Genomic DNA, 21898 nt, shown 5'->3' with positions numbered 1-21898 from the left:
GACTTGAGGCTAGGCTGCGTTGGTTAATGGACGGTTAACGCGCGAGCGGCGCTGTGTCTTGTCCGTCTTGCGCAGGCGGCGGTAGAGCTTCAGGGCGTTGGAGATGTTCTCGGAGATCTCGTGGCCGATGCCGTCACTGCAGGTGAGGTGTTTCAGCTCGGTCTTGTGCTCCACGGCCTGCCCCTCCCTGTGATGCTACCGGGGCGAGTATAGCGTAAGTGAGAGCAAAACGTCCGCACAAACTTGAGGGGTCCGGCGAAAGGTGTTCGCTCCACTATTGATATCGAAATCGTTGTTTCGCTAGATGAATGGCGGCTGCCCAAGCAACAGTTGCGTCCGGACGATTACCGTGCAGTTGTGCTCGGCGCGAGAGATCGCGTTATAGAGGAGCCGGCGTAGGTGATCGGCACTACCCGGGATGCCTGGTCCCCATAAGACTACCACGTCTCTAAACTGCCGGTTCTTTGCCGCCTGAATCGTCATCACACGGATTCCGTAGTTGGATGAGTATCCATAAGCGCGATGAAGATTTGCTCGCTTGCTACAGACGGCGAACAGTTCTGACTGGCTCCAAATATTCTTTCCGTGAGCTCTCCGGGCCATTTCTATATTGTTGATGACGGCTGGCATCCATGCTGGTGTGTCGGCTAATTGACCGATCCTTCGCAGCACTTCAGAGGAACTAATCTGCTCGGCCGTGCTACACAAAGCGTCGACGACCTTCGAAATCTCATTGCTGGGACCGGTGTCCCAAGCTATCGGCAACGGGGGTATGCTTTGCCTTTTTGACCTAATGCCGCTGGCCAATTGGCCAATTATTTCATTCGCCCAAGGAGTCGAGCCCGGCGCAACGAGAATAGCACGGCTTCCCGTGGCATTGCGTAGGGCATGCCCTACCGTGAACTTTACCTGAGCGGGAAATTCGTACCGAATACTCAGACCACTCCCGCTCTTGGGACCCTCTGAGTTTCGGAGGGCGACGCCTGCGTCCAATAGCCCCTGTCTCCCTGTTCTGCGGACCAAAGTGAGCCGCTGAACATTTCCAGTCGCGAACCACTCTGAAAATGGTCCCGTGTCGAGCTGTTCGTCTAGACATTGAAATTCATCTGCAGCGACTATCAATCGCGTCGAGGCGCTGAGCGCTTTAGCAACTCTCAGCATACAGGGTTTCAGTTCTTGTGCTTCGTCAATAGCGATGATCGGAAACGTAGCAGCGACCCAGTTAGCCACTTCTGGCCGCTTAAGGAGCATTCCGCAAGCGTCACAAATCTCGTCAAATCGCGAGAAGTCGGGAACGAAGGAGAGCAGAAAACTCCAGCGCCTAACCATACTCGCCGCGAAGGAATCAATTGTCGTCGCATGAGATCGGCCACGAATTTGCTCCTTATTGGCGAAGCTTTCCTCAAGTCGCCGCCGAGAGCCATGCATGAAGGTGAGACCGAGCACGCGTTGGCTTGACCCCGTCAGTTTGAGCGCACTGGAACATACCTCATCAATAAGACGATACGTCTTTCCCGTACCTGCAGGCCCCTCAAATCCCAAGAACGGCATTGCTTAATGTCCAGATGACGGTTGTGCCGTTCGCGTGCTTAATCATTTTGTGTTGGGTCGGTGGTCTTCTTCCCATGGCAATATCGGCGACAAATTGCATCACGGAGCCTATTCGTCGGCGGCATGCCTCACTCTCAACGAATGCGTCGGCTATCACTCCATGAACTATCTCGTCCGTCTTGAATTTACCCTGCAGCGCGCCGACAAGCTCTGCAGGTTTTGATGGCACGCCTATCTGCGCCAATTCCGCACGTGCAAGTATGCTTGGGTCTCCCTCAGCTATCCACCCGACAACATGTTCGATGGCCCATCCTTTGGGCCATCTAGCGACGATGTGGGGCGGCGGCTTCGATGTGCACACGGCGGATGTGTAATTGTCGCCTTGCGCATCGCCATCGAAGAGACAGAACACTAGAGGGTGAACCTCTCGGAGGTGTTCGTAGACTTCCCGCGCCCGTGCGTCGGCCGTTGGAATGGGTCCCACTTCTTGGGCAAAGCTGAGTCCCAAGTCGCTGCTATTTGTCGCTCCTAGTTCAAGAATTTTTACGAATTGCCGCAGCCACGCGGCATCGATCCTTCCTTCTGGTACAAGCACAGAAGGATGCATTAGCGCGTAGATGGTTGCGTCGCGAGCGGATAGCAGCAAACTCCGGATCGGATTTTGAGCGTCTGGCGCTAGTGGTCGCTTCGTGAGAGGTCGGGCGACGAGTGCGCCGTTGGAATTGGCGACAAATTGAATTTCGTGTGGGTTAGGGACCGAGGCTATGGTTGGTGAATGAGTTGTGACGATAGTTTGCGTCGCCATCGCCTGCATCATTCGAAGCAACTTTCGCTGCAGGGGAGGAGGGACATGCAGCTCTGGCTCCTCGATCACCATTAGAAATCCCTCGCCATTGGCGACTCTAACTTGACCAAATCGCATAAGGAGAATGAGAGTCTGTAGCGAGATCAATCCGCTTCCGTGTCGGCGCGAAGGAAGGGGAATTTTGTCACCATTGCTGAAGTGTGGGAAAACGCTTTCCAGAATTCCCTCACTATCGGTGGTGGTCAGTCTAAGCTTTAACCTTGTCTCTTGCCCCAATAGTGCTGCGAGATCGGTATCAATATTGCTGACAAGCTCACGCAGGTTGGAGTCAGCCTCAAGCGGATCTTTGGGTGTACGGAGTCGTGCTCGCTCGGCAAGAACCGCTGCTGCTGGCTTTCCGCCCACGTACGATACCACCCGACGGAACAACTCTGAGCCAAATGAGATTGTTCGGTCCCAAGTTCGGCTTGCCGGTACAAGAAAAAATCCGAGTCTGCGGATCAGATCTGCGGGCACTTGCTCAATGGCGGCGTCATCAGCAAATGGATCAACGCCGGTGTCATAGAAATACCTGGCAGTCACGACCTCCAGACTTTCCAAATCGAATCGCGCCGCGAACGCAATTTGGCAGGTTAGTAGGTCTGTGTTCTTGCTCCTTTCGACCTTCACAGCGCCGGAATCAACATCAGTCCACTTTATTGTTGCCCGTCCCCATCTAAACCAATCCGATTGTCTTGCCGGGTCATTCGGCAGGAAACCAGTTATCGATGCGACGATGATGATTCGATCGGTCTCTTTAGGCTCGGACCCAATGAAGTCGTGCTCAGTGAGTGTTCTGACCAATCGATCGCGCCCTAATACCAGAGCAAGGGCCTCGGCAATTGTCGTCTTTCCGCAGTTGTTCGGACCTACAAAAGTGTTGAATTTTGAAAAGTTGATTTCACAAGTTCTGATTCCGCGAAATCCGCTTACCTGCAATTTACTAACTATCATTTGGTCCTCATGAACGCGCTTCCTCCGTTTGCCATGTCGATTGCACGCTCTGCTGGCTCGCTCGATTCTTGGTTGAATTATGCAATGATTCTACCAGAAGCAATAATTCAAAAGCTCTGTTGCTCAACGAACTGCCCCAAAAACAAAAACGGCCGGATCTTTCGATCCGGCCGTCACGCAAACTCTACTGGCTAAGCCTTACGCCACGCGACGCAACTTAGCCCCCGCCCAAACTTGGAATTCGATTAGCTCGCCTTCTTCGCCGGCTCGCCGCCGACCTTCTTCAGGATCTGGCGCTTCAGCTCGAGCGCGCGCGGCGAGAGGTCGCCGGCGTTGGCCTTGAGCAGGAAGGCATCTAAGCCGCCATTGTGGTCGACGCTCTTGACCGCGTTGGTCGAGACGCGCAGGCGCACGTTGCGCTCGAGGGCTTCGCTGATGAACGTCACATTGACGAGGTTCGGCAGGAAGCGGCGCTTGGTCTTGATGTTGGAGTGGCTGACCTTGTGGCCGACGAGGGGGCCCTTGGCGGTCAGTTCGCAGCGGCGAGACATGGCAAAAATCCTTATCCTTTCCCCCAAGCGTTGCGGCGGCCATTCGGGGCGCCACGGGGGTGCAAATTCTCTGTCCTTGCAGGGAGCGGGCGGACGTATAGGGGGGAAGGGGCGGGTAGTCAAGGTGACGGGGCCGGTTTCGGACCCGTCATTCCGGGGCGGGCGGTACGCCCGAACCCGGGATCTCGCGCCGCGCGGGAGGTGTACTCCCTCTCCCGCTTGCGGGGGAGGGTTGGGGTGGGGGTGCCTCCGCGGGGAAGGGCCTTGATATCACGGTTGGTGTCCCCGCGCGGAGAGAGCCCCCACCCGGCGCTGCGCGCCGACCTCCCCCGCAAGCGGGAGAGGTGTTCGAGCTCGCGGCGGTTCACGCCAAATCACTAAAATGGCAATGATTAAAATGCCTTACCACCACATAAAGGGCGTATTCGCCCCCGAAGAGTCGGTGGAGTTCCCGGCCCGTCGTGCTCGGATGCATTGCCTGCTGCGATTTTCGGCTTAAGTAACAACCACTCGCGCCCCGATTGGAAAGTTTCGTGCCCACACCCCTTATTCCACCTCGGCAGCGCTCTGCCGGCAGGCGGGGCGTTGCCAAGATTTTGGCTGCCCTTGGCGGGCTGGCCGTGGCGTGGGGGGCAGCGCCGGCGGCCGCGCAAGGAAAGCTCGAGGCGCAGTATGAGGCGACGCTGGCGGGCATTCCCGTCGGCAAGGGCGCCTGGAGTATCGACATCCAGGACGACGTGTTTTCCGCCGCGGCCTCCGGCGGCACCACGGGCATTTTGAAATCCTTCGCGGGCGGGTCCGGCACCGGCGCGAGCCAGGGGCGGGTGGTCAACGGCGCGCTGGTCGCGACCGGCTACCAGGCCTCCACCATCACCTCGAAGAAGAAAGAGGAGATCCGCATCGTCCTGGACAAGGGCAATGTGAAGGAGTTCGGCATCGTGCCGGAGCCGCCGGTCGATGCCGACCGCATCGTCGTCACCGATGCGCATCGCCGCGGCGTCTGGGATCCGATGACGGCCTCGATGCTGCGGGTGCCCGGCAATGGCGATCCCTTGTCGCCGGACGCCTGCCACACCGGCGCGCCGGTGTTCGACGGCCGCATGCGCTATGACCTCAAGCTCGATTTCAAGCGCATGGAAACGGTGAGGGCGGAGAAGGGCTATCGCGGCCCGGTCGTGGTCTGCGCGCTCTATTTCGTCCCCGTCGCCGGCTACATCCCCGACCGCCCCGTGATCAAATACCTCGCCGCCCAGCGCAACATCGAGATCGCGTTTGCGCCGGTCGCGGGCACGCGGATCCTGGTTCCGTTCTGGCTGAAGGTGCCGACGCCGCTCGGCCCGGCAATGCTGGAAGCAACCAGCTTCATCACCGCCCCGCAGCCGCCGCGGGTCGCCAAGACGCAGTAGCGCGCCGCGCTGCCGTAGCCCGGATAAGCGGAGCGACATCCGGGGAACTATCGCCCAGGACAGGGTCCCGCATATCGCTACGCTCATGCGGGCTACGCGACCGGTTTGTGACGTCGTCATTTCGGGGCGCGACGAAGTCGCGAGCCCGGAATCCATCGCGCCACAGAGCCAGCCTCACCATGGATTCTCAGATGCGCAATTGCGCATCATAGCCCGCGCCTGCCGGCGCGTCCCGGAATGACGAATGGAGCGAGCTTCGTTGGCGCTTCAACGCGTTACGCTCCGTCACCCCGCCAACTGCGTCTACTTTGCATGGGGTTGTTTTCGCGAAAATGCGTTGGGGCGCGCTCGATGGCGTGGGAGGCACGAGACCGTCATGGCCGGGCTTGACCCGGCCATCCATCCCGCTTCGGAAAGCTCCTTTTTCGATGGATGCGCGGGGCAAGCCCGCGCATGACGAGCGAGGGACTCGGCAGTTGGAATCCAGCAGTTGGAATCCATTTGACTCTGCCCCGATTCTGATTCGACTCCGCGCCGTCCCCAATTTTAAGGAACTCGCGATCAAATCATCGCTTGTGCGGCGAAGCAAAACTCCATCTAGTGCGGGGCCAAGATCGGTCCCGCGACATGTTGCGTGAACGTAACAGGAAGCGAAGGGGAGTCAGCGATTCGGCCGCGATTCGTTCTAGAGTCGTTCCGAGGCTTAAGAACGGGCGGAAAAAGCGTCGCAAAGTGAGACAGTTGCGCGGGATTTTGGGAGAACGCTCCCACACACTCGACTGTCATCGCCCGGCTCGACCGGGCGATCCAGTATGCCGAGGCGGNTGTGGTTGAGCGGAGAAGCCGCTGCGTACTGGATGCCCCGGTCGAGCCGGGGCATGACAGCGGAAAAAGGGGCCGCGTTCGGAGACATGGCCGACACATGAACGCCCATCCGCCGGTACCGCTTCCCATCACCTTCCAGCGACAACGGCTTCGCCGTTGCGCGGGGATGACGGGTTGAGCTCAAGCCGCCTCGCCGCCCCAAAACGGCACTGACATTCGCCCAAATCGCCACTACCTAATCCGCAGAATGGCCTTCTCTCCTTCCCCCTTCGCTTCCGAGCGGCTGCCTGGCGCCGGCGTCACTGCGGTGCTCGGGCCGACCAACACCGGCAAGACCCATCTCGCCATCGAGCGGATGCTCGCGCATTCCAGTGGCATGATCGGGCTGCCGCTGCGGCTGCTCGCGCGCGAGGTCTACAACAAGATCGCCGATCGCGCGGGAAGCGAAGCCGTCGCGCTGATCACGGGCGAGGAGAAGATCAAGCCGAGAAGCCCGCGCTACTGGGTCTCGACCGTCGAGGCGATGCCGCGCGACCTCAACGTCTCGTTCCTCGCCGTCGACGAGGTCCAGATCGCGGCCGATCTCGAACGCGGCCACGTCTTCACCGACCGCATCCTCAACCGCCGCGGTCGCGACGAGACGCTGCTGCTTGGCGCTGCCACGATGCGCCCCATCATCGAGCGGCTGCTCCCCGGCGTCTCCATGATCACGCGGCCGCGCCTGTCCAGCCTCGAATTCGCCGGTGACCGCAAGATCACGCGCCAGCCGCGGCGTACCGCGATCGTCGCGTTCTCCGCCGACGAGGTCTACGCCATTGCCGAGCTGATCCGCCGCCAGCATGGCGGCGCGGCCGTGGTGCTCGGCTCGCTCTCGCCGCGCACGCGCAATGCGCAAGTGGCGATGTTCCAGAACGGCGATGTCGACTATCTCGTCGCCACCGACGCGATCGGCATGGGCCTCAATCTCGACGTCGACCACGTCGCGTTTGCCTCCGACCGCAAGTTCGACGGCTACCAGTTCCGCAGGCTCACGCCGGCCGAGTTCGCGCAGATCGCAGGCCGCGCCGGCCGTGCCACGCGGAACGGTACTTTTGGCACCACAGGCCGCTGCGCGCCGTTCGAGCCCGAGCTCGTCAATGCGCTCCAGAACCACACCTTCGACGCCGTGAAGATGCTGCAATGGCGCAATGCGAAGCTGGATTTCTCCTCGCTCGGCGCGCTCCAGGTGTCGCTGAACCTGCCGCCCGGCCATGAGGCGCTGACGCGCGCGCCGATCGCCGAGGACATGCGCGTGCTCGATCACGCCGCCCGCGACGGCGAGGTCCGCGACAAGGCGCACGGCAAGGCGGCGGTGGAACGGCTGTGGGAGGCCTGCCAAATACCAGACTACCGGAAACTGTCGCCGGCGGCCCATGCCGAGCTCGTGACCACGCTCTACGGCTTCCTGATGCAGAAGGGCTGCATCCCCGATAACTGGTTCGCAGCCCAGGTCGACCAGGCCGACCGGATCGACGGCGACATCGACACGCTGTCGGGCCGGATCGCGCAGATCCGCACCTGGACCTTCGCCGCCAACCGCCCGGACTGGCTGAAAGATCCCGAACACTGGCAGGGGATCACGCGGGAGGTCGAAAATAAATTATCGGATGCGCTCCATGAACGGCTGACGGAGCGTTTCGTTGATCGTCGGACCAGTGTATTGATGCGCCGCCTGCGGGAGAACACGAGCTTGAATACTGAAATCGGCAAGACCGGCGAAGTCATCGTCGAAGGCCACATCATCGGCCGCCTCGATGGATTCACCTTTGCACCGGATGCGGCCGAAGCCGGCTCCGATGCGAAAGCCTTGCAGGCCGCAGCCCAGGCCGTGCTCGCCGGCGAGATCAACGCGCGTGCCGAGAAACTGGGCGGCGCGCCCGACGAACAGTTCGTGCTGACGTCGGAGGGAACGATCCGCTGGACCGGCGATGCGGTGGCGCGGCTGACTGCCGCAGAGGACGCGCTGCATCCGCGCATCCGCATCATCTCCGACGAGCGCCTGACCGGCGCGCCCCGCGAGAAGGTGCAGGCACGGCTCGACCTCTGGCTCAAGACGCATATCGAAAAGCTGCTTGGGCCGATGTTCGAGCTGTCGAAGGCCGAGGACGTCACCGGCATTGCCCGCGGCATCGCCTATCAGCTCGTCGAGGCGCTCGGCGTGCTCGAACGCCCGAAGATCGCGAACGAGCTGAAGGATCTCGACCAGCCCTCGCGCGCCACGCTGCGCAAGTATGGCGTCCGCTTCGGCGCCTATCACATCTATTTCCCCGGCCTCTTGAAGCCCGCCGCGCGTGCGCTCGCCGCGCTGCTCTGGGCGCTGAAGCAGGACAATGTCGATCTCTCGGCGCTGTCCGGCGCGCAGCATCTGGCGAGCTCGGGCCGCACCTCTTTCCCGGTCGACAAGCAGCTCCCGCGCGATGCCTATCGCGTGCTCGGCTACAAGCAGGCCGGCGAGCGCGCCGTGCGCGTCGACATTCTGGAGCGGCTCGCTGATCTGATCCGCCCGGCGCTGGCCTGGCGCGAGAGCTCACCCGGCGAAAAGCCGGCCGGCGCCTTCGACGGCCGCGGCTTTGTCGTGACGCAGGCGATGACCTCGCTCACCGGCTCCGCCGGCGAAGACTTTGCCTCGGTGCTGCGCGCGCTCGGCTATCGCATGGAGAAGCGCCCGCCGCCGCCGCCGAAGCCGGTGGCGGCTGAGACGGCTGCGACAGAAGCGCCGCCGGCCGAAGGCAGCGCGGAGACCTCGAGCGAGACCGCGGCCGAGGCCGTTGCCGGCCTGCCGGAGGAGCCGACCACGTCCGCCGAGGCCGCGACCGAAGCGGCGGCCGAGCCGGTCACGGTCGAAGATGCGCCCGGCATGGAACAGCACGACGAGTCCACGCACGAGGCTGTGCCTGTGCTGGAGGCGTCGCCTGACGCCCCCGTCACGCCGGAAGACGCGCCCGGCATCGCGCCGCCGGCGGAGGAACCCGCTGCGCCAGCCGAGGCTTCTGGCCTCGAGGCCGCCGCCGCTGAAACCGCCGCGACGGAAGCCGCCGCATCGGCCGATGCCGCTGCCCCCATAGCGGAGGCCGCACCTGCCGAGCCCGAGCTTGTCGAGGTCTGGCGTCCCGGCGGCCGTCACGAGGATCGCAAACCGCGCCACGAGCGCCATCGCCACCAGCGTCACCATCACCAGCCGCGTCCCCAGGCGGGTGCGGAAGCGGGTAGCGCGCCCGCGGAAGGCGAGGCCGCGCAGGCGGCCGACGGCGAGAAGCGCGGCGAACGCCATCGCCATGGCGGGCATCGCAAGGATTTCCGCAAGGGTCGCGAAGAGGGCGCCCAAGGTGGCGATCGCCGCGAGCCACGCGACGACAAGAACCGCCGCTTCGAGGGCAAGGATCGCGATCGTAACAAAGGCAAGTTCGGCGACCGTGACGGCGGTCGTGAGCATCGTGGACGCGACCGCGACAAGGGCCGCGATCGCCGCGACCGCGAGTCCGGTCCCTCGCTGCGTCCCTATGCGTCGAGCGCGAACCCGCGCGAGCGCGATCGTCCGATCGATCCCAACTCGCCCTTCGCCAAGCTCGCCGCGCTGAAAGAGCAGCTCGCGGGTCGGAAGGAGTAGCGTTTTCAAGCGAAGTGCGGAGCGGTTCGCGTGAAGAAAACGCGTCAAAAGGACTAAGGCCACGACCGAGCGCCAGCGTCTCGACAAATGGCTGTGGCACGCGCGGGTGGTGAAGGCGCGCACGTCGGCGGCCGAGCTCGTCGTCACCGGCCATGTCCGTGTCAACGGCGTGCGCGAGACCTCGCCGGGGCACGCGATCAAGGTCGGCGACGTGCTCACGGTTGCGCTCGATCGCGCCGTGCGCGTGTTGAAAGTCACCGCCTTCCACGAGCGCCGCGGCGATGCGGCCTCGGCGCGCGTGCTCTACGAGGATGTGGGTGAAGGCAAAGCGTAATTAATTGCGCTTCGCATTCATTTCTTGGCCGATCAAACGCGGAAAGCGGTCATGATCGGCCGTTGTCGATCTTGCGGCGCCGGGCCATCCGCGCTACGCAAGCCCCGACTTTTAAAAGAGCTTTTCGGAGCGTTGGATGACTTACGTCGTCACTGAGAACTGCATCAAGTGCAAGTACACCGACTGCGTCGAGGTCTGCCCGGTCGACTGCTTCTACGAGGGTGACAACATGCTGGTCATCCATCCTGACGAGTGCATCGACTGCGGCGTGTGCGAGCCGGAATGCCCCGCCGACGCCATCAAGCCGGACACGGAACCGGGCCTGGAAAAGTGGCTCGAGGTCAACGCCGAATACGCCAAGAGCTGGCCGAACATCACCCAGAAGAAAGAATCACCTGCCGACGCGAAGGAATTCGACGGCATGGAGGGTAAGTTCGAGAAATATTTTTCTCCGAACCCCGGTTCTGGAGACTAATCCGCTCCCAAACTTAACCCTAATACCTTCGTTGGCGCCGAAAACCAGCCCTCAAAGCCCCTAAATCATTGATTTTTGCGGGAAATGTGCTATATTGGGCACATTAAGCCGAACCCCGTCAGCCCCGTTTGGCCCCTCTGGGTTCCCGTGAAACCTCAATGTCGAACAGGGGCGTGGCAGTTTCCGCGCGCAGGCTGTGTCACAGAAAACGCGTAAAAAGAGTACTTCAGCGAGGGCTTCCCATAAGGAGGCCAAAAAAGTCGCCGCGGCCAGCCGTAGCGCATCCAAGGGCCGTGCCGCCACCAAGGCGTCGGCTGCAAAGTCCTCCAAGAACAAAAGAAGTGCAATGCCGAACAAGACTGCCAAAACTGCCGCGAAAGCGACCGTTTCGAAGCCTGCCGCTGCCAAGCCCGCCGCCAAGCCTGCTCCGAAGGCTCCTGTTGCTGCTGCCCCCGCCAAGGCCCCCGTCGCTGCCAAGCCGGCCGTGAAGCCCGCCGCTGCGCCGAAGGTCGAGGAGAAGAAGGTCGTGACCCAGCGTCAGGGGTTCAAGGCCAATGAATTCGTCGTCTATCCCGCTCACGGCGTCGGCCAGATCCTGGCCATCGAGGAGCAGGAGATCGCCGGTGCCAAGCTCGAGCTGTTCGTCATCAACTTCATCAAGGACAAGATGACGCTGCGCGTTCCGACCGCCAAGGTCGCCAACGTCGGCATGCGCAAGCTCTCCGAGCCCGCGCTGGTGAAGAAGGCGCTCGAGACGCTCAAGGGCCGCGCCCGCGTGAAGCGCACCATGTGGTCGCGCCGCGCGCAGGAGTACGAAGCGAAGATCAATTCGGGCGACATCGTCGCGATCGCGGAAGTCGTGCGCGACCTCTATCGCTCGGAGTCGCAGCCCGAGCAGTCCTACTCTGAACGCCAGCTCTATGAGGCGGCGCTCGATCGTCTGTCCCGCGAGATCGCGGTGGTGCAGCATTCGACCGAGACCGAAGCGGTCAAGGAGATCGAGGCCCAGCTCGCCAAGAGCCCGCGTCGCACCAACGCGAAGGCGGAAGCCGCCGAGGGCGAGGCCGATGCGGACAACGAGGGCGATATCGACGATACCGATGGCGGCACCACGGTCGCCGACGAGGCGGCGTAAGCCCGCGCGTCGATCGCAACAGATCAAGAGCCCGGCCGTGCGGCCGGGCTTTTTGTTTGGTGCGATTGGGGTGCCGTGACGGTTGTCCTGCGGCGACCGATCCGCGAGGGATCACCTCGCGCGAGCAAGCTTCATCGCTCTCTGATCGAGGATCTCCAGGAAGGCGTGTTGAGCCGCGGTCAGTGGTTGATCCCTGCGATATGTCAGGCCGATTGCGCGTGCGTTGTCAGGAAGTTCGACCGAGAGCGCCTTCAGTCCCTTCGCAATGGCCTTGAGCTTGCCGCGCGAGTAGGTCAGCAGTCCGATGACGTCACTGTGCATGATCATCTGCTCGGCGAGGGAGAAGGTGACGATCTCGCAGGTCTGCGACGGCGGGACCGGGCCCTGTCCGATCAGAAGCTCCTCGAAATAGCGGCGCGTCGGCGTTCCATGCGGCGCGACGACCCAGTTCTCGCTCGCGAGATCCTTCAGCTTGCGCCGGCCTTCCGCCATACGGTGATCCGCGCGCGCGATCACGGCGAAGAATTCGTCGTACAGATGCCGCTCCTCGAGGATGTCGTAGGGCGGAGGGTCGCGCAGCGGGCCGATGACGAAGTCGAGCTCGCCCTGACGCAGTCCATCGATCAAGGCGGCATAGCTGCCGGTGACGGCCTGAAGCCGGACGTGCCGATGCCGGCTCAGCATCTCGCCGAACACCTTCACCACCATGTCCTGTTCGGAGAACGGCAGCAGGCCGACGGCGACGCGCCCCGTCACCTTGCCGGAAAGCGCCTCTAACTGCTCCGGCAGTGTCATCACATCCATCAGCAGCTTGGTATGTAGGTCTGCGAGGATGACGGCGTCGTTCGTTGCGGTCATGCCGGAGCGCGTGCGCGCGAATGGCGGCCGGCCGGTGGCGGCCGCGATCTTCGCGAGCGCGCGGCTGATGTCCGGCTGTGATCGCTCCGGATAGTTGGCGGCGGCTGACACGCTTCCGGTCATCCGGACGGCGCTGACTGCGCTGAGCAGGTCCCAGGCGAGATGATGGCCGAGATCGGCGATCTGGCCACGACCAAGCATCCGCAGCTTGAGGACAAGAACGTCCTGAAGCGTCGCCTCGACGAGGCCGCGAAGCCGATCGATCCGGCGTTCCTGGCGCTCAGCCCGCAATGCGGCTTCGCCAGCGTCGTCGAAGGCTATCTGATCACGGAAGCCGACCAGCGCGCCAAGCTCGCGCTGGTGGTGCAGACGGCAGGGGAATACTGGGGCACGGTGTAGTGTCGATGATAACCAGGGCGGCGATCTAACCTGGATAGGTGCTCTCGCGCACGTCGCTTGTCGGGGCGAGCAGCGAGAGTGGTGCGACAGCGGTCCCACAAACTCGGTGTCGTCCCGACGAAGGCCGGGACCCCCGCGCGAGCGCTTGCGCTCGTCGCGATAACCCCAGGGAGCGGTTGTGGCGCCGGGCTGGTAAGCACGAGTCTTCGCCAAACCCAATCCTGTGGTTGGGTCCCGGATCGGCGCTTCGCTTGTCCGGGACGACGAGCGGAGAGTGGCGCGAACGCCGCGTAACAAACTCGGTCGCACTTCGCACGCCCCGGGGCGACGAGGGTTACTTCACCGGCCGCTTCTCTAGCTTCCTTGCCAGCGTGCGCCGGTGCATTCCCAATCGCCGCGCCGCTTCCGAGATGTTGAAATCCGTCTCGATCAGCGTCTGGTGGATGCGCTCCCATTCGAGGGTCTTGATCGAGGTTGGCCGCGTATCGAGCGCGACTTCGGCGTTGCCTTCGGCCTTGTGGAAGGCGGCCTCGATGTCGTCGGTGTTGGAAGGTTTTGCCAGGTAGTGGCAGGCGCCGAGCTTGATGGCTTCGACGGCGGTGGCGATGCTGGCAAAGCCGGTCAGCACCACGATCAGCATCTCCGGATCGTGGGTGTGCAACAGCTCGACGCAGGCGAGGCCCGAGGCGCCGCCGAGCTTGAGATCGACCACCGCGTAGCCGAAGGAACGTTCCTCCAGAACTTTCCGGACCTCTTCGATCGAGGCGGCCAGCACGACCACATAACCGCGCCGTTCGAAGGAACGTTTCAGCGTGCGGGCAAAGCCCGCATCGTCCTCGACGACGATGAGCGAGCGGTCAGGCGTCAAAGCCGCCTCCGATCGCCAGCGTTGCGAGCGGCAGCGTGAGGCGGACGGTGGCGCCGCGCTTCCTGTGGTTCTCGGCGGTCACCGCGCCTCCGAGTTTGCGCACGACGTTCACCACCAGGAACAGGCCGAGCCCGCCGCCGGCGCGACCCTTGCTCGACTGGTAGGGCTTGCCGAGCTGCGCCAGCATTTCGGTTGGGAAGCCCGGGCCCCGGTCGCTGATCGAGAGCACCAGCTTGTCGCCCTCGCGTTCGGCCAGAAGCTCGACCCAATCGCGCGAGACCTCATAGGCGTTGTCGAGCACGTTGAAGATCACCTGCTTCAGCGCTACGTCCGAGACGATCGCTACGTCCTCGCCAAACGTGTTGACGAAATAGAGCGTCCGCGCCGAGCGCGCGTTGCGCCATTCCTCGACCATGTCGGTGAGGAATGCCGTCACCGTCGTCGGTGACGATCCTTCGCCGCGGGCCTCGCCCGCCGACACCAGGATGCCCGTCACGATGGTCTTGCAGCGCTGCAGCGAGGTCTCCATCTCCGCGAGATCCTCGGCGAGCTCGTGGTCGGCGGCGAGATCCGGCATGCGGCGCCAGTCGCTGAGGATGACCGAGAGCGAGGCGAGCGGCGTACCGAGCTCATGCGCCGCGCCGGAGGCCAATAGGCCCATGCGGACGATGTGATCCTGCTCGGCGGCATGCTGGCGCAGTGCGGCCAGATGGGCGTCGCGCTGGCGCAGGTTCCTGTTGATGCGGGTCACGAACACGACCAGCAGCACGGCGTTGAGGATGAAGCCCAGCAGCATGCCGGTAACGGTGAGGGTGTAGGTCTCGCTGAGCGGATTGGGCGGCAGCTCGAGCGGCCGGTAGGCTATCGTCAGCCAGACGAAGCTCGCACAGGTCAGCGCGACCAGCGACCAGGTCGAGCGGGCATCGAGCAGCACCGCGCCCAACGTCACCTGGAGCAGGAACAGCGAGGTGAAGGGATTGGTAGCGCCGCCGCTGAGGTAGAGCTGCGCGGTCAGCGCGGCGACATCAAGCATCAGCGCGACCAGCAGTTCATTGTTGGTGATCGCGGCGCGATGGCGCACCCAGACCAGGCTCGAGACGTTGAGCAGGACAAGAGCGCCGATCACCGCGCCCATCCGCACCAGCGGCAAGGGAATGCCGAGCCAGAAGTGCACGCCGCCGATGGTCACGATCTGGCCGACCACCGCCGTCCAGCGCAGCTGGATCAGGAGCGCCATGTTCTTGCGGTTGGTCTCGTCGTCCGTCGGCGACGCGCCGATCAGCTCGCTGCGCGCGTCCGCCGGCGATTGCAGCGTGACGGCCAGCTCGCCATTGGGAAGTGTCTTCCCGTTATCAGGTCGGCTCGACGATCGTTCCAGCATCTGATCCCGTCCTGCGGGCGGAGGCATCTGGGCCGCCGGCCGGTTCGTGGACGAAGCGCTTGCGGCGGAACAGCCCGCCGCCGAATGTGACGAAAAATTTACCCGCCAGCATGAAGGCCAGGGCAAACCACGTCAGCGCGTAAATCAGGTGGTTATTGGGAAAGCGGATCACGGTCAATCCGCCGATTGGACCTCCGCCAGCGCGCGGCGCGGCGTCGGCATCGATGAAGAAGGGCGCGACATCGTGGAGACTGCGTGCCGCCGAGATTGCAGCGACGTCCCGCGAGTACCAGCGGTCGTGGGCGGGGTCGTTGTTGCGGAGGAAGCCGCCTTTCGGCTCCGTCATCCGTAACAAGCCGGTGATCTCGACGGCGCCTTCCGGATTGCCGTCCTGCCGCGTCGATGCGTCGCGCCGCTCGGCCGGCACGAAGCCGCGGTTGATCAGGACCTGCGTGCCATCATCGCGCTGAAGCGGCGTGAGCACCCAATAGCCGCCGCCTTCCTCGGTGACGGCCTGGACCAGCGTTTCGCGGTCATGCAGGAAGCGGCCCGTCACCGTGACGTGTCCGTATTCGTCGTTTGCGGCCGAGACCGTGGGCCACGCGGCAGGCGAGGGGATCGGCTGGGCCGCGGCATGGACGCGCTGCTCGACGCGGTCGATCAGCGCCAGCTTCCAGGCGCGACGTTCGATCTGCCAGACGCCCAGCGCGATCAGGAGCGCGAAGGCAGCGAGCGAAAGGACCGCGAGCCACAGGCGAGGGCGCGCAGCCTTGCCGCGCGTCCCGTCGGTCTCGTGTTTCGCGGTCCCGGTCTCGCTCACTTCATCCCGCCCATTTCGTGGACCGGCATCATGTTGCTGTTGAGGTGGTTCATGACCCACAGCGAGCCGGACAGCGCGATTACGACCATGACGATGGTGAAGATCAGCGCCATCATGCTCCAGCCGTTCTCGGACGTCGTGTTCATGTGCAGGAAGTAGATCATGTGCACGACGATCTGCACCACCGCGAAGGCCATGATGACCAGCGCGGTGATCTGCTTGCTCGGGAGCGCGCCGCTCATCACCAGCCAGAACGGAATCGCGGTGAGCACGACCGAGAGCACGAAGCCCAACAGATAGGTCGAAAGGGTGCCGTGCGCGTGGTCGTCGTGGTGATGATGGTCCGCAGCAGTGGCGTGGGTGTCGGTGTTCATCGCAGCACTCCCAGGAGATAGACGAAGGTGAAGACGCCGATCCAGACCACGTCGAGGAAGTGCCAGAACATCGACAGGCACATCAGGCGACGGCGGTTGGCCTCGATCAGGCCGAACTTCCAGACTTGCACCATCAGGGTCACCAGCCAGATCAGGCCGCAGGTGACGTGCAGGCCGTGGGTGCCGACCAGCGTGAAGAAGGCGGAGAGGAAGGCGCTGCGCTGTGGGGTAGCGCCTTCATGGATCATGTGGGCGAACTCCGTGAGCTCGATGCCGATGAAGGCGGCGCCGAACAGGCCGGTGATCGCCAGCCACATCTGCGTCTGGCCGATGCGGTTCTGCTGCATCGTCAGCATGGCAAAGCCGTAGGTGATCGACGACAGCAGCAGCATCGAGGTGTTCACTGCGACCAGCGACAGATCGAACAGGTCCTTTGGTGCCGGGCCGGCGGCGTAGTTGCCGCCGAGCACGCCGAAGGTGGCAAACAGGATCGCAAAGATGAGACAGTCGCTCATCAGATAGATCCAGAAGCCGAGCGAGGTGCTGTATCCCTCCGGATGCGGGTGCTCGTCGGCGAGGTAGAACAGCGGCTCGCCCGTTTGGGTGGGTTTGACAGCAATCGTCATGACTTGGCTCCGGCGAGCAGTTGGGTCCGCGCGTCCTCGGTCCGAACGACCTCATCGGCCGGGATGTTGAAGTCGCGGTGATAGTTGAAGGTGTGGCCGATCCCGACGGCGAGCATCGCGATGAAGCTCGCAGCGGCCAGCCACCAGATGTACCAGATCAGGCCGAACCCCATCGCGGTGGCAAAGCCGGCGAGGATGATGCCGGTGCCGGTGTTGCTCGGCATGTGGATCGGCTTGAACCCGGTGAGCGGACGCTGGTAGCCGCGCTTCTTCATGTCCCACCACGCGTCGTTGTCGTGAACGACGGGCGTGAAGGCGAAGTTGTAGGCCGGCGGGGGCGAGGAGGTCGCCCATTCCAGCGTACGCGCATCCCAGGGATCGCCGGTGACGTCCTTGAGCTGTTCGCGCTTGAGGAAGCTGACGGCGAACTGCATCAGCATCGACAGGATGCCGAGGAAGACGAGGCCGGCACCGATCGCGGCGATGACGAACCAGATCTGCAGGGACGGGTCGTCGAACACGCGCAGGCGGCGGGTCACGCCCATCAGGCCGAGCACATAGAGCGGCATGAACGCGAGGTAGAAGCCGGTGACCCAGAACCAGAACGACATTTTGCCCCAGAACGGATCGAGCTTGAAGCCGAACGCCTTCGGGAACCAGTAGGTGATGCCGGCGAAGGCGCCGAACACCACGCCGCCGATGATCACGTTGTGGAAGTGCGCGATCAGGAACAGGCTGTTGTGCAGGACGAAGTCGGCCGGCGGCACCGCGAGCAGCACGCCGGTCATGCCGCCGATCACGAAGGTCAGCATGAAGGCGATCGTCCACATCATCGGCAGCTCGAAGCGGATGCGGCCGCGATACATCGTGAACAGCCAGTTGAACATCTTCGCGCCCGTCGGGATCGAGATGATCATCGTGGTGATGCCGAAGAAGGAGTTGACGCTGGCGCCCGACCCCATGGTGAAGAAGTGGTGCAGCCAGACCAGGTACGACAGGATGGTGATGACCACCGTGGCGTAGACCATCGAGGTGTAGCCGAACAGCCGCTTGCCCGAGAAGGTCGAGGTGACTTCCGAGAAGATGCCGAAGGCGGGAAGAACCAGGATGTAGACCTCGGGATGGCCCCAGATCCAGATCAGGTTCACGTACATCATCGGGCTGCCGCCGAAATCGTTCGTGAAGAAGTTGGTGCCGACGTAGCGGTCGAGCGAGAGCAGCGCGAGCACGACGGTCAGAACGGGGAAGGAGGCGACGATCAGCACGTTGGTGCAGAGCGAGGTCCAGGTGAAGACGGGCATCCGCATCATGGTCATGCCCGGGGCCCGAAGCTTGACGATGGTACAGATCAGGTTGATGCCGGATAATGTCGTTCCGACGCCGGCGACCTGAAGCGCCCATATGTAATAGTCGACGCCGACGTCAGGACTGTAGCCGATGTTCGATAGCGGCGGATAAGCGAGCCAGCCGGTGCGGGCGAATTCGCCGATGAACAGCGAGGCCATCACCAGCACCGCGCCGCCGACCGTCATCCAGAAGCTGAAATTGTTCAGGAACGGAAACGACACGTCGCGCGCGCCGATCTGGAGCGGCACGACGTAGTTCATCAGGCCGGTGACCAGCGGCATCGCCACGAAGAAGATCATGATCACGCCATGGGCGGTGAAGACCTGGTCGTAGTGATGGGCGTTGAGGTAGCCCTCCGAGCCGTTGAACGCGAGCATCTGCTGGCCGCGCATCATCAGCGCGTCGGCGAAGCCGCGCAGCAGCATCACGATGCCGAGGATCATGTACATGATGCCGATGCGCTTGTGGTCGACGGTGGTGAACCACTCGCGCCAGAGATAGCCCCAGACGCGGAAGTAGGTGAGACCGCCGAGCAGCGTGATGCCGCCGAGCGCGACCACCACGAAGGTGCCGACGACGATCGGCTCGTGCAGCGGCAGCGATTCGATGCTGAGCCGGCCGAAGATGAGCTTGATGAGATCAGGAGACATGCGAGCTCTCTTTAGGAGTCTGACTTCGGACGTTGTCCGAGGAAGAAGGAGGAAGACTTGAGCGGCGTGAAGCTCGGGCGCTTCAGACCGGCGCCGAGCAGCGGCGTGGCGTCAGCGGGAGCCTTGATCGACGCCGTGGTCTGGCCCTGCGGCGCATCGGGCGTGCAGGTGCCGGACACGAAGGTCGGCTCGCCGCCGAGCGCGGTGCCGCGGCGGACGTATTTGTCGTAGGCGAGCGGCAGGGTGTTGTTCAGGCCTTCATGGCCGAGGCCACCCTTGGCATCGATTGCCATCATCTCGCTCTGGCACATCTTGCCGGTCTCGACGCACATGTTGAGGATCAGGCGATAGAGATCGGAATCGATGTTGCCGTAGCGGCGCACCGGCTCGTTCTGGCTCGGCTTCTCGAGCTGGAGATATTCGGCGCGACCGAGCGAGCCGCCGGCCGACTTGGCACCGGCGATCCACGCGTCAAAGCCCTTGTCGTCGAGGCCGTGGAAGGCGAAGTGCATGCCGGAGAAGCCGGCACCGCTGTAGTTCGCCGAAAAGCCCTTATACGTGCCGGCGTGGTTCACCACCGCGTGCAGCTTGGTCTCCATGCCGGGCATCGCATAGATCTGGCCGGCGAGCGCGGGGATGTAGAACGAGTTCATCACCGAGGAGGCGGTGATGCGGAAATTGATCGGGCGATCGACCGGCGCGGCCAATTCGTTGACGGTGGCGACGCCGTAGTCCGGATAGATGAAGAGCCATTTCCAGTCGAGCGCGACGACGTCGACCTCGAGCGGGGCCTTGGCCTGGTCGACGCCGCGCTCCGCGTTGATGCGGCCGAGCGTGCGATAGGGATCGAGCAGATGCGTCCCCATCCAGGTCAGCGCGCCCAGGCAGACGATGATCAGCAGCGGCGCCGACCAGATCACCAGCTCGAGCTTGGTCGAGTGATCCCAATCCGGCTCGTAGCGGGCCACCTTGTTGGACTGGCGGTAGCGCCAGGCGAACAGCACCGTCAGCGCCATCACGGGCACGACGATCAGGAGCATCAGGACGGTGGAAATAATGACGAGGTCGCGCTGCTGGGCAGCGATATCGCCGGCTGGCGCCAGCACGATGTAGTTGCAGCCACTGAGCGCAACCGCCAAAGGTAGTAGCGCCAGGATCTTGAGACGAGACACGGGCCGAGCCTTCTAGAATGAGTTTCCCTTGCGGGGCCAACGGGTAGCTGCGGCGCAACAATCCGGACATTGGACAATTTGTCCAATGTTGCAGTGCGGAATGTTGGGTCAGAGAGGGCCAGATTGCCCGGCGCCCGCCGGGTGGTTGGCTTTGGTTTTCAGGACGTTAAGGGCGCACGATGGCGACGGCACAGACCCCCGCAATGGCAGACCTCCACTCGGGTGAGCATGGCCACGACCAGGCCAGTCCCGGCGAGATCGCCATCGGCGTCATCATCGGCCGCACCTCGGAATTCTTCGACTTCTTCGTCTATGCGATCGCCTCGGTGATCGTGTTTCCGCGCCTGGTCTTCCCGTTCGCGAGCGAGCTGACCGGTACCCTTTATTCCTTCGCGATCTTCGCGCTCGCCTTCATGGCGCGGCCGCTCGGCACCGTCATCTTCATGACGATCGACCGGCAGTACGGCAAGACGGCCAAACTGGTCACCGCGCTGTTCCTGCTCGGCACCGCCACGGTCGCAATCGCGTTTCTGCCCGGCTATCACGAGATCGGTGCCGCCGCGATCTGGCTCCTGGCGATGGCGCGCGGCGCCCAGGGTCTGGCATGGGGCGGTGCCTGGGACGGTCTTGCTTCGCTGCTCGCGTTGAACGCGCCGCCGTCGAAGCGCGGCTGGTACGCGATGGTGCCGCAGCTCGGTGCCCCGCTCGGGCTGATCGTGGCGAGCGCCCTGTTCGCCTATTTCGCCGGCAATCTGTCGGCAGACGATTTCTTCGACTGGGGCTGGCGCTATCCGTTCTTCGTTGCCTTCGCCATCAACGTCGTGGCGCTGTTCGCTCGTCTGCGCATGGTGTCGACCGAGGAATATGCATCGCTGTTCGAGACCCGCGACTTGCAGCCCTCGCGCATCTCCGACACCGTCGCGCGCGAAGGCCACAACATCATGCTCGGCGCGTTCGCGCCGCTGGCGAGCTTCGCGCTGTTCCACATGGTCACGGTGTTTCCGCTGTCCTGGGTGTTCCTGTTCACCCGCGAAAGCCCGGTGCGCTTCCTGATCATCGAGATCGTCGCCGCCGTGTTCGGGGTCGCCGCGATCGTCGCCTCGGGCATCATCGCCGACCGGGTCGGCCGCAAGTCGCTCTTGATGGGATCAGCGATCGCGATCGCGGTCTATAGCGGTTTTGCGCCGCAGCTGCTCGACGCCGGCGCGTTCGGCGAGACCATCTACATGGTGATCGGCTTCATCCTGCTCGGCCTGTCCTTCGGCCAGTCCTCGGGCGCGATCGCCTCGAACTTCAAGCAGATGTATCGCTACACGGCCTCGGCGCTCACCTCCGACATGGCCTGGCTGTTCGGCGCCGGCTTCGCTCCGCTCGCGGCGCTCCTGCTCGCCACCAATCTCGGCGTCATCGCCTCCGGTGCCTATCTGCTCTCGGGCGCGCTCTGGACCCTCGTCGCGCTCTGGCTCAGCGGCCAGCGCGAGGCGGGGGACATGGATGCGGGAAGCTGAGCGGGCTCGAACCGCCGCCCAAAATGAATCCGTCGTCCCGGACAAGCGCAAGCGCAGGTCCGGGACCCATAGCCACAGGACGCAGTTTGGCGAAGACTCTGTGGTCGCCAGCTTGCACTATAACCACTCCTTGTGGTTGGGTCCCGGATCAGCGCTCCGCTTCGCTGCGCTTGT

18 protein-coding genes and 1 pseudogene are annotated in these 21898 nt (G+C 63.3%); 7 read left to right on the top strand and 12 right to left on the bottom strand.

Annotation, left to right across the window (positions count from 1 at the left end; genetic code table 11):
* Positions 1-9: 9 nt before the first annotated feature.
* The 4 genes from AYJ54_RS50585 to rpmB form a co-directional block, all read right to left on the bottom strand.
* On the bottom strand, positions 10-174 hold the full coding sequence (locus AYJ54_RS50585) for a hypothetical protein (protein ID WP_161491822.1): 165 nt from the start codon (positions 172-174) through the stop codon (positions 10-12).
* Positions 175-300: 126 nt separating this feature from the next.
* Entirely contained in the window at positions 301-1551 is a 1251-nt protein-coding gene (locus tag AYJ54_RS53915; protein WP_082905539.1) for an ATP-binding domain-containing protein, read from the bottom strand.
* Positions 1532-3349: an ATP-dependent nuclease gene (locus AYJ54_RS07735; RefSeq protein ID WP_063698050.1), complete on the bottom strand. Its 1818-nt coding sequence runs from the start codon at positions 3347-3349 to the stop codon at positions 1532-1534. Before AYJ54_RS07735 ends, AYJ54_RS53915 begins: the two co-directional genes overlap by 20 nt.
* A gap of 245 nt (positions 3350-3594) precedes the next feature.
* A complete protein-coding gene (gene rpmB / locus AYJ54_RS07730) occupies positions 3595-3900 on the bottom strand; it encodes a 50S ribosomal protein L28 (protein ID WP_063698048.1) in 306 nt (101 codons plus the stop codon).
* 596 nt (positions 3901-4496) lie between these two features.
* Between rpmB and AYJ54_RS07725 the strand changes: the two genes are divergently transcribed.
* The 5 genes and pseudogenes from AYJ54_RS07725 to AYJ54_RS07705 all read left to right on the top strand — a co-directional run bounded on the left by AYJ54_RS07725 (position 4497) and on the right by AYJ54_RS07705 (position 11721).
* A complete protein-coding gene (locus AYJ54_RS07725; protein WP_063698047.1) occupies positions 4497-5306 on the top strand; it encodes a DUF3108 domain-containing protein in 810 nt (269 codons plus the stop codon).
* Between the two features lie 1072 nt (positions 5307-6378).
* Positions 6379-9777, top strand: a complete 3399-nt coding sequence (locus AYJ54_RS07720) for a helicase-related protein (protein WP_063698045.1) — start codon at positions 6379-6381, stop codon at positions 9775-9777.
* 67 nt (positions 9778-9844) lie between these two features.
* A pseudogene (locus AYJ54_RS07715) lies at positions 9845-10111 on the top strand (RNA-binding S4 domain-containing protein); the annotation flags it as partial.
* Between the two features lie 136 nt (positions 10112-10247).
* Positions 10248-10586 carry a ferredoxin FdxA gene (fdxA, locus tag AYJ54_RS07710; RefSeq protein ID WP_063698041.1) on the top strand — a complete coding sequence of 113 codons (339 nt, stop codon included), beginning with the start codon at positions 10248-10250 and terminating at the stop codon, positions 10584-10586.
* Positions 10587-10932: 346 nt separating this feature from the next.
* Positions 10933-11721: a CarD family transcriptional regulator gene (locus tag AYJ54_RS07705; RefSeq protein WP_082905536.1), complete on the top strand. Its 789-nt coding sequence runs from the start codon at positions 10933-10935 to the stop codon at positions 11719-11721.
* A gap of 111 nt (positions 11722-11832) precedes the next feature.
* On the opposite strand, the gene AYJ54_RS07700 is transcribed toward AYJ54_RS07705, so the two are convergent.
* The gene (locus AYJ54_RS07700) at positions 11833-12780 is read right to left on the bottom strand and encodes a LysR family transcriptional regulator (protein WP_136623523.1); all 948 of its coding nucleotides are present in this window, start codon (positions 12778-12780) and stop codon (positions 11833-11835) included.
* On the opposite strand from AYJ54_RS07700, the gene AYJ54_RS49035 reads away from it, so the two are divergent.
* Positions 12745-12978: a hypothetical protein gene (locus AYJ54_RS49035; protein ID WP_136623522.1), complete on the top strand. Its 234-nt coding sequence runs from the start codon at positions 12745-12747 to the stop codon at positions 12976-12978. The genes AYJ54_RS07700 and AYJ54_RS49035 overlap by 36 nt on opposite strands.
* Positions 12979-13312: 334 nt before the next feature.
* Here the strand turns inward: AYJ54_RS49035 and AYJ54_RS07690 are convergent, their stop codons facing one another.
* The 7 genes from AYJ54_RS07690 to cyoA are packed head-to-tail and all read right to left on the bottom strand — an operon-like array spanning position 13313 to position 20216.
* On the bottom strand, positions 13313-13846 hold the full coding sequence (locus tag AYJ54_RS07690) for a response regulator transcription factor (RefSeq protein ID WP_063698036.1): 534 nt from the start codon (positions 13844-13846) through the stop codon (positions 13313-13315).
* On the bottom strand, positions 13836-15227 hold the full coding sequence (locus AYJ54_RS07685) for an ATP-binding protein (protein WP_063698034.1): 1392 nt from the start codon (positions 15225-15227) through the stop codon (positions 13836-13838). The genes AYJ54_RS07690 and AYJ54_RS07685 overlap by 11 nt, the downstream gene beginning before the upstream one ends.
* Positions 15199-16047 (bottom strand): SURF1 family protein, encoded by an 849-nt coding sequence (locus AYJ54_RS07680; RefSeq protein WP_063698032.1) that lies wholly within the window; start codon positions 16045-16047, stop codon positions 15199-15201. Before AYJ54_RS07680 ends, AYJ54_RS07685 begins: the two co-directional genes overlap by 29 nt.
* Positions 16044-16421: a cytochrome o ubiquinol oxidase subunit IV gene (gene cyoD, locus AYJ54_RS07675; RefSeq protein ID WP_063698031.1), complete on the bottom strand. Its 378-nt coding sequence runs from the start codon at positions 16419-16421 to the stop codon at positions 16044-16046. The genes AYJ54_RS07680 and cyoD overlap by 4 nt, the downstream gene beginning before the upstream one ends.
* Positions 16418-17047 (bottom strand): cytochrome o ubiquinol oxidase subunit III, encoded by a 630-nt coding sequence (gene cyoC / locus AYJ54_RS07670; protein ID WP_063698029.1) that lies wholly within the window; start codon positions 17045-17047, stop codon positions 16418-16420. Before cyoC ends, cyoD begins: the two co-directional genes overlap by 4 nt.
* On the bottom strand, positions 17044-19044 hold the full coding sequence (cyoB, locus tag AYJ54_RS07665; protein ID WP_063698027.1) for a cytochrome o ubiquinol oxidase subunit I: 2001 nt from the start codon (positions 19042-19044) through the stop codon (positions 17044-17046). Before cyoB ends, cyoC begins: the two co-directional genes overlap by 4 nt.
* A gap of 11 nt (positions 19045-19055) precedes the next feature.
* Positions 19056-20216, bottom strand: coding sequence for a ubiquinol oxidase subunit II (gene cyoA / locus AYJ54_RS07660; protein WP_063698025.1), 1161 nt, complete (start codon positions 20214-20216; stop codon positions 19056-19058).
* A 179-nt stretch (positions 20217-20395) separates the two neighbouring features.
* Between cyoA and AYJ54_RS07655 the strand changes: the two genes are divergently transcribed.
* Entirely contained in the window at positions 20396-21724 is a 1329-nt protein-coding gene (locus AYJ54_RS07655) for an MFS transporter (RefSeq protein ID WP_063698023.1), read from the top strand.
* Positions 21725-21898: the final 174 nt, after the last annotated feature.

Source organism: Bradyrhizobium centrolobii, assembly GCF_001641635.1.
GTDB classification, from domain to species: domain Bacteria; phylum Pseudomonadota; class Alphaproteobacteria; order Rhizobiales; family Xanthobacteraceae; genus Bradyrhizobium; species Bradyrhizobium centrolobii.
This window is presented reverse-complemented; position numbering and strand designations above follow the sequence as displayed.

Coding starts and splice junctions, on each gene's coding strand:
- AYJ54_RS07705 (WP_082905536.1), top strand. CDS start 10,933: ATGCCGAACAAGACTGCCAAAACTGCCGCGAAAGCGACCGTTTCGAAG.
- AYJ54_RS49035 (WP_136623522.1), top strand. CDS start 12,745: ATGGCCGAGATCGGCGATCTGGCCACGACCAAGCATCCGCAGCTTGAG.
- AYJ54_RS53915 (WP_082905539.1), bottom strand. CDS start 1,551: ATGCCGTTCTTGGGATTTGAGGGGCCTGCAGGTACGGGAAAGACGTAT.
- rpmB (WP_063698048.1), bottom strand. CDS start 3,900: ATGTCTCGCCGCTGCGAACTGACCGCCAAGGGCCCCCTCGTCGGCCAC.
- AYJ54_RS07685 (WP_063698034.1), bottom strand. CDS start 15,227: ATGCTGGAACGATCGTCGAGCCGACCTGATAACGGGAAGACACTTCCC.
- cyoD (WP_063698031.1), bottom strand. CDS start 16,421: ATGAACACCGACACCCACGCCACTGCTGCGGACCATCATCACCACGAC.
- fdxA (WP_063698041.1), top strand. CDS start 10,248: ATGACTTACGTCGTCACTGAGAACTGCATCAAGTGCAAGTACACCGAC.
- cyoC (WP_063698029.1), bottom strand. CDS start 17,047: ATGACGATTGCTGTCAAACCCACCCAAACGGGCGAGCCGCTGTTCTAC.
- cyoB (WP_063698027.1), bottom strand. CDS start 19,044: ATGTCTCCTGATCTCATCAAGCTCATCTTCGGCCGGCTCAGCATCGAA.
- AYJ54_RS07700 (WP_136623523.1), bottom strand. CDS start 12,780: ATGCTTGGTCGTGGCCAGATCGCCGATCTCGGCCATCATCTCGCCTGG.
- AYJ54_RS07655 (WP_063698023.1), top strand. CDS start 20,396: ATGGCGACGGCACAGACCCCCGCAATGGCAGACCTCCACTCGGGTGAG.
- AYJ54_RS07720 (WP_063698045.1), top strand. CDS start 6,379: ATGGCCTTCTCTCCTTCCCCCTTCGCTTCCGAGCGGCTGCCTGGCGCC.
- AYJ54_RS07735 (WP_063698050.1), bottom strand. CDS start 3,349: ATGATAGTTAGTAAATTGCAGGTAAGCGGATTTCGCGGAATCAGAACT.